We start from the raw sequence: 13,513 nt of genomic DNA, 5'->3' as shown, positions 1-13,513 counted from the left end.
GGCCACAGCCATGTATGGATATTTGACCTCCAGCGGCTACAAGGGTCTGGTATGCGGCCGGTGGATGCTGTTCGCCACGGACACCGAGTATTACGAGTACATGAGAGAGCATGAGGAGGAGCGCCATGCGGATTAACGCGGATTCATTTGTAGGCGTCGGCATCTGCATTTTGGGGCTTGTGGGCGTGGGCTACGCCATCGGCGTCCACTCCAAAATGAAGGTGATGTGCGACCGGCTGGACACCAGCATCGACAACCTGGCCAACAACACCGAAATCGATATTCCCGCAAAGGTCATCGACCAGGCGGTTCAGAAGGCCGTAGAGCGGGAGTCCTATTCTGCGGTCAAGCGGGCCACGGAGGAGGTCGTGGCCGACGCGAAGCGGGAGATCGAGAGCCGGGTGGGCACGGCGGTAAAGGCCCAGTATGACGCGATTTCGGACGGTGTGGCAGACCAGATCGCCAAGAACGTCGCCCGGATCGACGAGAGCAAGCTCAAGAAGGAGGTCGTGCAGAAGGCCAAGGAGCAGATCGCCGAGAAATTCGACGACAAGCTGGACGACCTGCTGGAGGAGTTCAACGGAAATCTCCAGAACGTGGGGAAAATCTATAAATCTATTGCGAGATCATTTTCTAAGGAGGATATTTGACGATGAAAACCAATGAAATCATGAAATCTGTGAGCCTGACCTTCAACAAGGTGGGGTTCCGGCTTCAGAAGAAGAGCCCTGAAATCCTGGTTGCCGCCGGCGTGGTCGGCGTGGTGGTGAGCGCCGTCATGGCCTGCCAAGCCACTCCCAAGGCCCTCAAGGTGGCAGAGAAGACCCAGGACGACGTCGAACGGATTCAGAGCGCCGAGGATTCCGGCGTTACCCAGGCCGGAGAGACCTACACCAAGGAGGACGCCCGCGGCGACCGTATGCAGGTCTACGCCCACACCGGCTTCCAGTACATCAGGCTGTATGCCCCCGCCGTTCTGCTGGGCGCGGCGTCCATCACCTGCATCCTCACCAGCCACAAGCTCATGAGAAAGCGCAACATGGCGCTGGCGGCGGCCTATGCCACCCTGGACAAACACTTTAAGGATTACCGCGGCCGTGTGCTGGAGCGGTTCGGCGAGCAGGTGGAGAAGGAGCTGCGCTACAATATCAAGGCCAAGGAGATCGAGACCACGGTGGTGGACGAGAATGGTAAGGAGAAGAAGGTCAAGGAGACGGTGGACGTAGCCGCCGAGGGCTGGGACCCCTCCAAGTACAGCCCCTATGCCCGTATCTTTGACGAGGGCCACCCCGCCTACATGAAGGATGCCGAGCAGAACAAATTTTACCTGCTGGCCCTTCAGGCCCAGGCCAACGACCGGCTCAAGTCCCGCGGCCACCTGTTCCTCAACGAGGTCTATGAGATGCTGGGCTTCCGCCTGACCAAGGCCGGCGCCGTGGTGGGCTGGATCTATGACCCCAGAGAGCCCATGGGGGACAACTTTGTGGACTTCGGCATGTTCGAGGTGTGCCGCGAGAAGGCGGTGGACTTCGTGAACGGCTACGAGCGGTCCTTTATCCTGGACTTCAACGTGGTGGGCGACATCACCGACGCGCTGGCCACCCACCAGACGCTGTGAGGGCTGAGCCATGAAGAAATTTTTGGCGACCCTGCTGCTTGCAGCCGTAATGCTCACCGGAGCGTCCTTCTGTGTGGAGTATGAGCCTGCCGCCGCTTTGGAGCCGGTTGCCACCCCGGTCCATGCGGTTGCGGAACAGGTCAACCTGACGGAGAAACGGGCTGATATTCCTCAGCCTGTGGTCTCCAAGGCCCCTGTCGTCCAGCCGGAGGAACCGATGGAAGAGCCCAACGCCGTCACGCTGACCCAGGAGGAGATCGACCTGATCGCCCTCTGCGTGATGGCGGAGGCGGAAGGCGAGCCGGAGGAGGGCCAGCGGCTGGTTATCGACACCATTTTGAACCGGGTGGACGACCCCCGGTTTCCCGGCAATGTCCACGACGTGATTTATCAGAAGAACCAGTTTGCCGGCATGTATGGAGAGCGTATCGAGCGCTGCTATGTGAAGGAAGAGCTGGTTCAGCTGGTCCGGGAGGAGCTGGAGAACCGCACGAACAGCGAGGTGGTCTTCTTCCGGACTGGCCACTATCATTCCTACGGCGTCCCCCTGTTCCAGGTGGGGGCGCATTATTTTTCCAGTTATGAGTAAAGGAGGCGCGCATTATGAAAACCTGCATCAAAGCCCTGCTGTCCTACGCCCTGGCCACCGTATCGGGACTCTGCCTGGTCGGCGGCGTCACCATTTTGTCCAGGAGGTAAGCGGTATGGAGGGATTTGCAAATCTGGTGTCCATGCTGGACTACGCGGTCAACACCAGAAGAAAACGCCACATCACCGGCGGGCTCCTGATCAGCGCAGCGCTGCTGTTCGGGGGCCTTGCCATTACCGTCATGAGCACTAAAGACGAAGAGGAGGACTACAATGAGTAAACTTGGCACAGCGCTGGCCTTTCTCGCAGGCGCCGCACTGGGGGGCGTTTCCGCATGGTATGTCGCCAAGACGCGGTACGACGAGCTTTCCGAGCAGGAGATTGACTCCGCCAAGCAGGCCTTTTATGCCAGGGAGCAGCAGCTGAAGGAGGAGATCGCCGCTCTGAAGGAGCATCTGGCCAAAGAGGACGAGCCGGAGGAGGCGCCCAAAACGGTTTTGGCGGCCAACAAGAACCAGGAGAAGGGCGACATCAACGACTACGCCAAGATGGTCAGCCGGGTTGGATATTCCCGCACCTCGGTGCCCCCGAAGCCGGAGCATGAGGTGGAGGCCCCCTATGTCATCTCCCCGGGGGAATTTGGGGAGATGGATGGCTACACCCAGATCAGCCTGACCTATTTTGACGACGGCATCCTTTCCGATGAGAACGGGGTCATCATCGACGAGCCGAAGGATATTGTTGGGGACGCTCTGAACCACTTCGGGGAGTACGAGGAGGATTCCGTCTTTGTCCGGAGCGACCCCAAGCGGTGCGACTACGAGATCCTGCGGGACCTGCGCAGCTACGCGGAGTTCCGATCCACCCTTCCTCCGAAAATTTGAAAGGGAGGTCTGACGCTTGACCCGGGATGAACTGATTGACCAGTATTTTGACTGGATGTATCAGCTCGTGGTCGACGACCGATATTCTAACAAGTCCTATCGTAAGCTGTTTGCGCGGCTTTACGATACGGAATTCACCTATACGATTCCGATGGACGGCAACCGGGCCGAAGACGGCATCGACCTTAGATATCGGTTCGGTCGCGAGCAATTATATTCTGACGCCATGGTCGCGTCCTGCCTGGACGACCGCCCGTGCAGCATTCTGGAAATGATGATCGCCCTCGCCATCCGCTGCGAGGAGCACATCATGGACGACCCCGACGCCGGAGACCGGACGGGGCAGTGGTTCTGGAGTATGCTGGTGAGCCTGGGGCTCGGCTCCATGGACGACCGGAAGTTTGACCGATATTTTGTTGATCAGACGCTGGAGCGGTTCCTGGAACGCGGGTACGGACGCAACGGCGAAGGCGGGCTCTTTACCGTGGACAACGGCCGCGACATGCGGAACACGGAAATCTGGTATCAGATGAACTATTACCTGCGCGAAATCATCAGGGAGGGAGGCATTTAGCATGAGTAAAAAGGGAAAATTCGTGGATATCTGCACGCTGGAGGACTTGACGGCCCTGGTAAACCACAACTTCCAGGCCTTTGAGAAGCGGGTGGCCAAGCTGAGCCGTAAAAGCAGCATGTTGACCGTGCTCGCCGTTGCCGCAGTTGTGGGCGTTTACGCCCTGGCGGCGGAGAACCGGAAGCGGGAGGAACAGGTCTACCAGCTTTCGGTCCGTGTGAAAAAGCTGGAGTATGATAAAGGAGAGTAAGTGACCCGATGCTGGACTTCTTGATGATTTCAACGCGCAGCGGGAAACGCGGCATCATCGAGATCTATCCCAAGTTTATCATCAAGAAAAGTAGCGACCTCATGATCAGAGGCGGCGACTTCTATGCAATCTGGATTGACGAACGGGGTATGTGGTCGACTGATGAACAGGACGCGGTCGACTTGATCGACCGTGAGCTGGACCGATACGCAGAAGAAAACCGCACGCGCTTTGACGGCAACATTCGCGTCCTCCATATGTGGGACGCGGAAACTGGCATGATCGACACCTGGCACAAGTATTGCCAGAAGCAGATGAAAGACCAGTTCCATATGCTCGATGAAAAGCTGATATTCTCCAACACGAAAGTGACCAAGCGCGACTACGCCAGCAAGTCCCTCCCCTACCCCCTGGAGCCGGGGGAGACTCCGGCGTGGGAGCGTCTGGTCTCCACATTATATTCTCCCGAGGAGCGGCACAAGATCGAGTGGTGCATCGGGGCTATCGTTACCGGGGAGTCCAAGAAGCTGCAAAAGTTTCTGGTCTTCTACGGAGCGGTGGGCACCGGAAAGAGCACCATCATCAATGTGATCATGCAGCTCTTCGAGGGATACCACACCAGCTTCAGCGCCAAGGACCTGGGCTCCTCCAGCAACGCCTTTGCTCTGGAGGCCTTCCGCGCCAATCCGCTGGTGGCCATTCAGCATGACGGCGACCTCTCCCGCATCGAGGACAACACCCGCATCAATTCGCTGGTGTCCCACGAGATGATGACTGTCAACGAAAAGTTCCGCTCCGCCTACTCCAACCGCTTTAAGAGCTTCCTCATCATGGGAACCAACAAGCCGGTCAAGATTACGGACGCGAAATCCGGCGTCATCCGAAGGCTGATCGACGTGACGCCCACCGGGGACAAGGTTCCGCCGGACGAGTACCGGAGGCTGACCCGGCAAATCCCCTTCGAGCTGGGCGGCATTGCCTATCACTGTCAGGAGGTCTATCTGGAGGACCCGGACTACTACAACGATTATATTCCCATCGCCATGATGGGGGCCTCCAATGACTTTTATAACTTCATCGTGGACTCCTATCATGTGTTCAAACGGGACGATGGCGTGTCCCTGAAGTCGGCCTGGGAGATGTATAAGGTCTACTGCGAGGACGCCAAGGTGCCCTACCCCGTCTCCCGCATGATATTTAAGGAGGAGCTGAAGAACTACTTCCGGTGTTACGAGGAGCGGTTCAGCATGGGGGACGGGTCCCGCGTTCGGAACTATTACAGCGGGTTTCGGACGGAAAAATTTGAGGAACAGGCGCCGGAGGACAAGCCGGTGTCGCCCCCTCACCCCACCATCGACTTTGTGGAGGGGCAGGCTTCGGCGTTTGACAAGGACTGCGCCGACTGCCCCGCCCAGTATGCAGGCGGAGAAGGCACGCCCCGTAACAAATGGGAGCGTGTCCGGACAAAGCTGTCCGCCCTGGACACCAGCAAGCTGCACTACGTCAAGCTCCCGGAAAACCACATCGTCATCGACTTTGATATTCCGGACGAGCAGGGCCAGAAGTCCTTTGAGCGGAATCTGGCCGAGGCGAGCAAGTGGCCGGCCACTTATGCGGAGGTAAGCAAGAGTGGCTGCGGCATCCACCTGCATTATATTTATTCCGGAGACCCGGCGCGGCTCAGCCGGATTTACGACGACCACATCGAGGTCAAGGTCTTTACCGGCAACAGCTCCCTGCGCCGCAAGCTCTCCAAATGCAACAACCTGCCTATCGCTACGATAAGCTCTGGATTACCGTTGAAAGGAGAAAACAATGTGGTAAATTCCAAAGTCATTCAAAGCGAAAAAGGGCTTAGAGTTCAGATCAAGCGAAACCTCAATAAGGAAATCCATCCGGCTACTAAGCCCTCTATCGACTTTATCCACAAGATTCTGACGGACGCCTATGAGAGCGGTATGCCCTACGACGTCACCGATATGCGCAACGCGGTCCTGGCCTTCGCCGCCAACAGCACCAACCAGGCGGAATACTGCATCAAGCTGGTGAATAAGATGCCCTTCAAATCCGCCGAGGACGGGCAGGGGGTGAAAAACGACGAGGCCAAGCTGGTCTTTTATGATGTAGAGGTATTCCCCAATCTGTTCCTGGTGAACTGGAAGATCGAAGGCCCCGGTCAAACCGTGGTCCGGATGATCAACCCCAAGCCCACGGAGATCGAGGAGCTGATGAAGTTCCGTTTGGTGGGGTTCAACTGCCGCCGGTACGACAATCATATTTTGTACGCCCGGCTGATGGGTTACACCAACGAGCAGCTCTACAACCTGTCCCAGAAGATCATCAACAGCGAGAAGAAGGCCCGAAGCGCCAACTGCTTCTTTGGGGAGGCCTACAACGTCTCTTATACGGACGTGTATGACTTCTGCTCGGTCAAGCAGAGCCTGAAGAAATGGGAGATCGAGCTGGGTCTTCATCACCAGGAGCTGGGTCTTCCCTGGGACCGGCCGGTTCCGGAGGAGATGTGGCAGAAGGTCGCGGAATACTGCGACAACGATGTCATTGCTACCGAGGCCGTCTTTAATGCCCGGAAAGCCGACTTTGTGGCCCGGGAGATCCTGGCGGACGTGGCCGGGATGACGGTGAATGACACCACCAACTCCCTCACCACCAGAATTATATTTGGCGGCAACAAGCGCCCCCAGGACCGGTTTAATTATCGAAACATGGGCGACACGACGCAGATCCATGATCCAAACCGGGACCTGCCCTTTACCATGGGAGAACCCGAGTTCGACGAGTTCACCGCCTTTGACAAAAAGGGACGCCCCATCTTCCCCGGATACAAATTCGAGGGCGGGAAGTCCCTCTATCGCGGTGAGGAGGTTGGCGAGGGCGGCTACGTCTATGCCGAGCCGGGTATGTACGGCGACATCGCCCTGCTGGACATTGCCTCCATGCACCCCTCCAGCATCATCGCGGAGGAGCTGTTCGGCCCCGAGTACACCAAGCGGTTCCAGGAGATCAAGGACGCCCGTGTGGAGATCAAACACAAGAACTTTGAGAAGGCCCGGAAGATGCTGAACGGCGCACTGGCCAAGTATCTGACGGATGAGGGTTCGGCAGACGCTCTGGCCCAGGCACTGAAAATCGCCATCAACTCGGTCTATGGCCTGACCTCGGCCAACTTCGAGAATCCCTTCCGGGACAACCGGAACAAAGACAATATCGTCGCCAAGCGCGGAGCCCTGTTTATGGTCAACCTCAAGCACGAGGTCCAGAAACGGGGCTTTACTGTTGCCCACATCAAGACGGACTCCATCAAAATCCCGGACGCAACGCCGGCCATCATCGACTTTGTGATGAAGTACGGTGAGAAGTACGGCTATACCTTTGAGCACGAGGCTACCTACGACCGGATGTGCCTGGTGAACAACGCCGTTTACATCGCCAAGTACGCCACGGCGGAGAAATGCCAGCTGGCTTACGGCTATGTGCCCGGTGATATTCGGAAACACCCCGGCGAATGGAACGCCACCGGCACCCAGTTCCAGATCCCCTACGTGTTCAAGAAGCTGTTCTCCAGGGAAGAGATCGTGTTCGAGGATATGTGCGAGACCAAGTCGGTCACCACCGCGCTGTACCTGGATACGAACGAGACCCTGCCGGATGTATCCGAGTATGAGAAAGAGCTTGAAACACTGCGGAAAAAATGGCCGGACAAAGAGGGACAGTACCCCATGGATTATGACGAGGTCGTTGCGGATCTGAAAGCCAAAATCGAACCGGGCCACAATTATATTTTCATCGGCAAGGTTGGCTCCTTTTGTCCTATGAAACCCGGCTGCAACGGCGGTCTGCTGCTGCGGGAGGTCGTGGACAAAAAGACCGGCGAAAAGAGCTATGCCTCTGCTGGCGGGGCCAAGGGCTACCGTTGGCTGGAGTCCGAGATGGTCAAGCATCTGGGTAAGGAAGACGGCATCGACCGGGGGTACTACGATGCCATGGTGGACGCCGCCGTTGCGGATATTTCCCAATACGGAGACTTCGAGTGGTTCGTATCCGACGACCCCTATGTGAAAGCGGACGATGACACGCCACCCTGGTTCGGCCCCGGGGAGCCCTATGGCGATGACGCTACCGCCTTTGATGTGAGGTGAAGACGATGAGCATCGTGCTGATTATATTCTGGTTCGACGTTCTGGCTGCGTTCATTTGCGCCGCCACCAAGCGGTTCTTCCTATGCGGCGTCAATGTCGTGTTGGCGGTTTTGCTGGCTTTCATAGCCATGGTTTATGAGGGCCGTCTACTGAACCGCGTCAAGAAGCTGGAAGAGGAAGTCGCATTGCTCCGCAGGGGCACGATTATCTGCGAACACCTTTCCCAAATCAACGATAAATAAAGGAGAGTTTTATTATGGCTAATCCCAGAGTGAATGAGAACCTTGTGATCGAGAACGCCCGCCTGCTCTTCCGGAACTTCTCCGGCAGAGAGAGCAAGTACAACCGCGCCGGACAGCGGAACTTCTGCGTCTACATCGAAGATGCCGCAGACGCCCAGAAGCTGATCGATGACGGCTGGAATGTCCGTGTTCGTCCGCCCCGTGAGGACGGCGAGGAGCCCCGCTATTATATTCAGGTGGCGGTCAGCTTTGAGAACATTCCGCCCACGGTCTACATGATTACCAAGCGCAAGAAGGTAAAGCTGGATGAGGAGTCCATCGACACCCTCGACTTCGCGGAGATCCGCAATGTGGACCTGACCATCCGCCCCTACAACTGGGTGATTCAGGAGGGCACCAAGAACGAGAAGAGCGGCGTTAAGGCCTACCTGCGTTCGCTGTACGTGGTCATCGAAGAGGATGAGTTCGCCGAGAAGTACGCCGGCGACGAGTATCCGGAGGAGTAAGACCAATGTGGGGGCGTCGGTGAATAAGGAGATAGCCGGCGCCCTCTCCTATTTTTGAAAGGAGAAAAACCATGGCAAATGAGGTAAATTGCCGCATGATATTTAAGGAGGGTGTGGAATGAAGCCATTCTGGAAAAATTCCCGGAAGAAGAAAACGAAGAACCCTTCCACGCCTCCCCAGCAGAAACCGAGAACACGGGCAAAACCGAAGTCCATGGAGGAACCGTGGAAACCTCCCATGGCTGTTCCGCCCAAAGCGATTGGGCAAGAAAGAACACCCATCACACAGATGCTGGAATCGGCTCGTCCCGTCCGGAAAGAGTACATTCCAGCCAGGCCGTCGACGCGAAAGAGCGAGTATTATCACGAGTTTCGCTCCAATTTTCAGCAGCTGCTTTCTCCAAAATGTCGCCCGATTGATATTTGGAGGGATTTCATCGTCATGGTGGCCTGCGCAATGTCCAATACCGTGGATAAAGCCCATTATGATGAGCGGGAGAAACGGTATCTGGAAATCATCAACAAATACGAAGAATCTCAGCAGCATATTTTCCCCAAACTCTATGCCGCTGTGGTCCTGGCTCTGGATGAAAACCCGGAACAGGACTTTCTCGGCGAGATGTTTATGGATCTGCACCTCGACTATGAGGAGCTGAAACAGATATTTACGCCATACCACGTGTGCCAACTGATGGCGGACATCACGATGGACGACCTTGTTGAGCAGATTGACAAGCAGGGCTATGTTTCCATCAATGACTGCTGCTGTGGAGCAGGAGCAAATCTAATTGCCGCAATCAATTCCGCCCGACGCAAATTGGAAGATGCGGGCCTGAACTTTCAGAACCACATTCTGATCATCGGACAGGACATCGAGGAACTGGTGGCACTGATGTGTTATATTCAGATCTCCCTGCTCGGGGTCGCTGGCTATATCAAGGTCGGAAACGCCCTTACGAAGCCAATGACCCCTGGCGACAGCATGGAAAATTACTGGTTCACGCCCATGTATTTCTCTGATGTATGGCACACAAGAAGAACCATTCGGACGTTTATAGATTTGTTTAAGGAGGATGCAACATGAATAAATGGCCAAGATGCAAGGACTGCGTGCGCGACAATTATCTTAGAGCACCCGTCTGTCAAACCTGCGTTGCTGGAAGCAACTTTCTGCCCCGGGGGCGCAGCAAGATTTACTACGAGTCTGTCCAGGAGATGAATCAGCCGCCGGCAGCTTATCGCGCTATGGTTCAGGCCTTGCGGAGGTTTGACGATAGCGCCCTTGTCCCGGAGATTCTGGACGTGATGTTCAACGAGCCTGCCACTATCGTCTTCTGGGCCGACGGCACCAAGACTGTGGTCAAAGCCGTTTACGACGAGTTCGATCCGGAGAAGGGGCTTGCTATGGCGATTGCGAAGAAAGCTCTCGGCAACAAGGGCAACTACTACAATGTCATTGCAAAGTGGACGGACGAGTATCTTGAGAAAGAGGATAAGTGATGCCCCGTGGCCATCCAGTTATATGACTACCAGCTCGAAGCGCTGAATCGGATGAAAAACGGCTGTATCCTCTGCGGCGGGGTTGGTTCGGGGAAGTCCCGGACCGGCCTCGCTTATTACTATGTGCAAGAGGGCGGCAAAGTGGGTACGGACGATTATATTCCGATGAAGAATCCCAGAGACCTCTACATCATCACCACTGCACGAAAACGGGACACCTGTGAATGGCAGGGCGATTTGGCTCCGTTCCTGCTCTCCCCCACTCTGGAGGCCAACTACTACAAAAACAAAGTGGTCATCGACTCCTGGAACAACATCGGTAAGTACGTTGACATCAAGGATGCCTTCTTTATCTTTGATGAACAGCGGGTGGTGGGGTATGGCGCCTGGACCAAGGCGTTCCTCAAAATCGTAAAGTCGAATGACTGGCTTCTGCTCTCGGCCACGCCTGGCGATACCTGGCAGGATTATATTCCGGTCTTCATCGCCAACGGGTTCTACCGCAACAAGACCGACTTTGTGGACCAGCATGTGATCTACGATTGGAGGGCCAAATACCCGAAGGTTGATGGCTACCGCAATACCGGAAGGCTAATCCGGCTTCGGGACAGGATTCTGGTCAACATGGATTTCAAGCGGCAGACAGTATCCCATCATGAGGACATCCGGGTTTCGTATGATATTTCCAGGTATAAGGACATCATGCGGACGCGATGGAATCCCTGGGAGGACAGGCCCATTGAAACCGCAGCCGAACTCTGCATGGCGCTTCGCCGGGTGACCAATTCGGATGAATCCCGGTCTGTTGCGATACTGGAAATCATGGAGGACCATCCCAGGGCCATCATCTTTTACAGCTACGACTATGAGCTGGATATTTTGCGTTCACTCGGGTATCCGGAGGGTACGGAGGTTGCGGAGTGGAACGGTCACAAGCACCAGGAAATCCCTACCGGAAAAAAGTGGGTGTACCTCGTCCAGTACACCGCCGGCTGTGAGGGTTGGAACTGCATTACCACGGACACCATTATATTCTACTCGCAGCAGTATTCCTACAAGGTTGCCACGCAGGCGGCCGGACGGATTGACCGGCTGAACACACCCTACCGGGATCTCAACTACTACCACCTGAAGAGCTTTTCCGGGATTGACCTCGCCATCAGCAAGGCTCTGTCCAAGAAGAAGAACTTCAATGAGGGCAAGTTTGTCGGTTGGGCCACAAAGCCGTTGGAGGTGAACCCCAAGAGTCATGAACAGGAAAGACGTCGCAGAGCTGCTTAACCGCAGGCGGAGACAAATTCTCGTTCACAGCATCATTTATTACAAAATGGATGATAACCTCATTTCGGATAGCACCTGGTCGGCATGGGCTACGGAGCTGGAAGAGCTTCAGAAGAAGTACCCCGACATCGCCGCCAAGGTTCCCTATGCAGAAGAATTCAAAGACTTCGACCACTCGACTGGTATGAACCTGCCTTTGGATGACCCCTGGGCAGTCAATAAGGCCCGACAGCTGCTTGCGATGAAGGACAGAGGATTCTGCATCCAATGTGAGCAGCTTGAAATTAAACTCTAAAAGAAGAAAGACGATGAATGACGAAATTAAATTTGCGTCAGACCATAGCGATGTTGAAAGTCGCGTTTTCGCTTTTCGCAGTTGCATGGAGCCTGCTCTGCATCTGTTTCCGGAGAGCATCGTTGAGAGGTTGAAAGGAGGCGGCTTCTTTACGGCCCCGGCCAGCACCAAATACCATGGAGCATACGAGGGCGGTCTGTTCGAGCACAGTCTGAATGTGACCATCTCTCTGGTAGAGCTCACAAAGCGGAATGGCCTGCTGTGGGGACGCCCGGAATCGCCTTACATCATCGGCATGTTCCATGATATTTGCAAGCAGGATCAATACCGGCATCCGGTTGACGCGACTTTCTATGGTGGCAGTGCCCCGATCCCTCTTGTTGATGAAAGCGAGTGGGAGTACGACCCCGATGCGGTTCTCAAAGGGCACGGGGAGAAGTCGGTGATGCTGCTTTCTCAGCATTTGTCCCTTACCATGGAAGAAATCCTGTGCATCCGTTATCACATGGGCGCCTTTGTAGACCAGAAGGAATGGAATGACTACACAAGAGCTGTTCACATGTGCCCGAACATCCTCTGGACGCATACTGCCAACATGATCGCGGCGCACATCCTGGAAATTGACAAGTGACCTTACCTTATTATATTCTACTAGGGTTGAGCAAAACTCCATTTCGCTTATAGAGAGGCACAATATACGGTGTAGAAAATCGCACACAGTTTCTATATATTGCGTTAGCGTTTTATAAAACACGAGTTTTGCTCATCCCTATATTCTACTGAACAAGAGGTGAAAGTACATGCTCGGAGCAATTATCGGCGACATTGTCGGTTCCCGTTTTGAACGGCATAACCACAAGTCAAAGGATTTTGAACTGTTCACGGACCAATGCGGGTTTACGGATGATACCGCCATGACGGTTGCCATTGCGAAGGCTCTGCTGGAATGCAACGGCGACTATACTGATCTCAGCAATCATGCTATTCGGTGTATGCAGGAGATTGGGCAAAAGTATCCTAACGCCGGGTACGGACAGATATTCTACCTCTGGCTTCACCATAAGAACCCGGGGCCCTACCGGAGCTACGGAAACGGCTCCGCCATGCGGGTAAGCCCGGTGGCTTATGTTGCCAAAACGGAAAAAGAATGTATCCAACTTGCCAAAGCAGTAACGCAGGTCAGTCACGATCATCCAGAGGGGATAAAAGGCGCGGAGGCTGCGGCTTTGGCTACTTGGGGTGCACTGAATGGCGCGACAAAAAGCATGATCCAAAAGCGAATCGAAGATCAATATTATATTCTGGACTTCGCAATCGACGAGATCCGCCCAAAGTACCGCTTTGACGCAAGCTGCCAGGGATCTGTCCCTCAAGCAATCGAGGCATTTTTGGAGTCGGAAAATTTTGAAGATACCATCCGCATCGCGGTCTCCCTCGGTGGGGACAGCGACACGATCGCGGCCATTGCCGGCGGGATCGCGGGAGCCTATTACGGCGTCCCGAACGACCTTAGACTGAAAGCAATAGAGTATCTGCCGGCAGAGTTCATTGATATTCTGGAAGACTTTGAGAAAAACTATTGTTGAAACGCAAATCGGGGCCACCCTCATCTTTGGG

At 55.1% G+C, this 13,513-nt stretch carries 18 protein-coding genes; all 18 read left to right on the top strand.

All coding sequences use genetic code 11. The annotated features are described in order from the left end of the window. Positions 1-10 precede the first annotated feature (10 nt). Positions 11-136, top strand: coding sequence for a hypothetical protein (locus OCV64_RS10185; RefSeq protein WP_262669935.1), 126 nt, complete (start codon positions 11-13; stop codon positions 134-136). Next, positions 126-650, top strand: coding sequence for a hypothetical protein (locus OCV64_RS10180; RefSeq protein ID WP_024723723.1), 525 nt, complete (start codon positions 126-128; stop codon positions 648-650). The genes OCV64_RS10185 and OCV64_RS10180 overlap by 11 nt, the downstream gene beginning before the upstream one ends. A 2-nt stretch (positions 651-652) precedes the next feature. Beyond that, positions 653-1,618: a DUF6353 family protein gene (locus OCV64_RS10175; RefSeq protein WP_262669934.1), complete on the top strand. Its 966-nt coding sequence runs from the start codon at positions 653-655 to the stop codon at positions 1,616-1,618. 10 nt (positions 1,619-1,628) lie between these two features. Continuing rightward, a complete protein-coding gene (locus tag OCV64_RS10170; RefSeq protein WP_242622441.1) occupies positions 1,629-2,207 on the top strand; it encodes a cell wall hydrolase in 579 nt (192 codons plus the stop codon). A gap of 115 nt (positions 2,208-2,322) precedes the next feature. Continuing rightward, a complete protein-coding gene (locus tag OCV64_RS10165; protein WP_024723720.1) occupies positions 2,323-2,487 on the top strand; it encodes a hypothetical protein in 165 nt (54 codons plus the stop codon). Next, positions 2,480-3,091, top strand: a complete 612-nt coding sequence (locus tag OCV64_RS10160; RefSeq protein ID WP_262669933.1) for a hypothetical protein — start codon at positions 2,480-2,482, stop codon at positions 3,089-3,091. Before OCV64_RS10165 ends, OCV64_RS10160 begins: the two co-directional genes overlap by 8 nt. A gap of 16 nt (positions 3,092-3,107) precedes the next feature. Beyond that, the gene (locus OCV64_RS10155) at positions 3,108-3,665 is read left to right on the top strand and encodes a hypothetical protein (RefSeq protein WP_024723718.1); all 558 of its coding nucleotides are present in this window, start codon (positions 3,108-3,110) and stop codon (positions 3,663-3,665) included. Position 3,666: 1 nt separating this feature from the next. Next, the gene (locus tag OCV64_RS10150; RefSeq protein WP_119345237.1) at positions 3,667-3,915 is read left to right on the top strand and encodes a hypothetical protein; all 249 of its coding nucleotides are present in this window, start codon (positions 3,667-3,669) and stop codon (positions 3,913-3,915) included. 8 nt (positions 3,916-3,923) lie between these two features. Next, complete coding sequence (locus OCV64_RS10145; protein ID WP_262669932.1) at positions 3,924-8,072, top strand: DUF5906 domain-containing protein; 4,149 nt, start codon at positions 3,924-3,926, stop codon at positions 8,070-8,072. 5 nt (positions 8,073-8,077) lie between these two features. After that, a complete protein-coding gene (locus OCV64_RS10140) occupies positions 8,078-8,314 on the top strand; it encodes a hypothetical protein (protein WP_195308500.1) in 237 nt (78 codons plus the stop codon). A 14-nt stretch (positions 8,315-8,328) separates the two neighbouring features. Continuing rightward, positions 8,329-8,820 (top strand): hypothetical protein, encoded by a 492-nt coding sequence (locus OCV64_RS10135; protein ID WP_024723714.1) that lies wholly within the window; start codon positions 8,329-8,331, stop codon positions 8,818-8,820. A gap of 111 nt (positions 8,821-8,931) precedes the next feature. Next, complete coding sequence (locus tag OCV64_RS10130) at positions 8,932-9,240, top strand: hypothetical protein (protein ID WP_262669931.1); 309 nt, start codon at positions 8,932-8,934, stop codon at positions 9,238-9,240. Positions 9,241-9,262: 22 nt separating this feature from the next. After that, complete coding sequence (locus tag OCV64_RS10125) at positions 9,263-9,904, top strand: N-6 DNA methylase (RefSeq protein WP_262669930.1); 642 nt, start codon at positions 9,263-9,265, stop codon at positions 9,902-9,904. Further along, positions 9,901-10,320, top strand: a complete 420-nt coding sequence (locus OCV64_RS10120) for a hypothetical protein (RefSeq protein ID WP_262669929.1) — start codon at positions 9,901-9,903, stop codon at positions 10,318-10,320. Before OCV64_RS10125 ends, OCV64_RS10120 begins: the two co-directional genes overlap by 4 nt. Positions 10,321-10,326: 6 nt before the next feature. Further along, positions 10,327-11,601: a DEAD/DEAH box helicase family protein gene (locus OCV64_RS10115; protein WP_262669928.1), complete on the top strand. Its 1,275-nt coding sequence runs from the start codon at positions 10,327-10,329 to the stop codon at positions 11,599-11,601. Beyond that, entirely contained in the window at positions 11,570-11,896 is a 327-nt protein-coding gene (locus OCV64_RS10110) for a DNA ligase LigA-related protein (RefSeq protein ID WP_243260597.1), read from the top strand. The genes OCV64_RS10115 and OCV64_RS10110 overlap by 32 nt, the downstream gene beginning before the upstream one ends. Before the next feature lie 13 nt (positions 11,897-11,909). Continuing rightward, positions 11,910-12,527 carry a hypothetical protein gene (locus tag OCV64_RS10105; protein ID WP_262669927.1) on the top strand — a complete coding sequence of 206 codons (618 nt, stop codon included), beginning with the start codon at positions 11,910-11,912 and terminating at the stop codon, positions 12,525-12,527. Positions 12,528-12,696: 169 nt separating this feature from the next. Beyond that, the gene (locus OCV64_RS10100; protein WP_262669926.1) at positions 12,697-13,482 is read left to right on the top strand and encodes an ADP-ribosylglycohydrolase family protein; all 786 of its coding nucleotides are present in this window, start codon (positions 12,697-12,699) and stop codon (positions 13,480-13,482) included. The last annotated feature ends 31 nt before the right edge of the window (positions 13,483-13,513 follow it).

The organism is Muriventricola aceti (genome assembly GCF_025567565.1).
In the GTDB taxonomy this organism is placed as follows: Bacteria; Bacillota; Clostridia; order Oscillospirales; family Oscillospiraceae; genus Lawsonibacter; species Lawsonibacter aceti.
Note: the sequence above shows the minus strand (reverse complement) of the source record. Positions and strands in the feature narration are given on the sequence as shown.